The sequence below is a fragment of the Pseudomonas sp. 30_B genome, assembly GCF_017491605.1.
Lineage (GTDB): Bacteria > Pseudomonadota > Gammaproteobacteria > Pseudomonadales > Pseudomonadaceae > Pseudomonas.
The window spans coordinates 1-226 of sequence record NZ_JAFGYY010000577.1 but is presented as its reverse complement, the minus strand read 5'-3'; the positions used below and the strand labels follow the sequence as shown (position 1 = coordinate 226).

Annotated in this window: 1 protein-coding gene; it reads left to right on the top strand. The window is 63.7% G+C overall.

The window, feature by feature from the left end; translation table 11 throughout:
- Positions 1–226, top strand: a 226-nt coding sequence (locus tag J5M67_RS29460; RefSeq protein ID WP_207888786.1) for a sulfatase-like hydrolase/transferase, incomplete at both ends; no start/stop codon positions are given.

The window sequence follows — 226 nt, the reverse complement described above, 5'->3', positions numbered from 1 at the left end:
AAGACCCTCGACGACCTGAAGCTCAGCGACAACACCATCGTCATCTACACCACCGACAACGGCCCGAACCGCTTCACCTGGCCGGATGCCGCCACCTCTCCGTTCCGCAACGAGAAGAACTCCAACTGGGAAGGCGCCTACCGGGTGCCGGCGATGATCCGCTGGCCGAACCACGTCAAGCCGGGCACCGTCTCCACCCAGATGTTCTCCGGCCTGGACTGGTTCC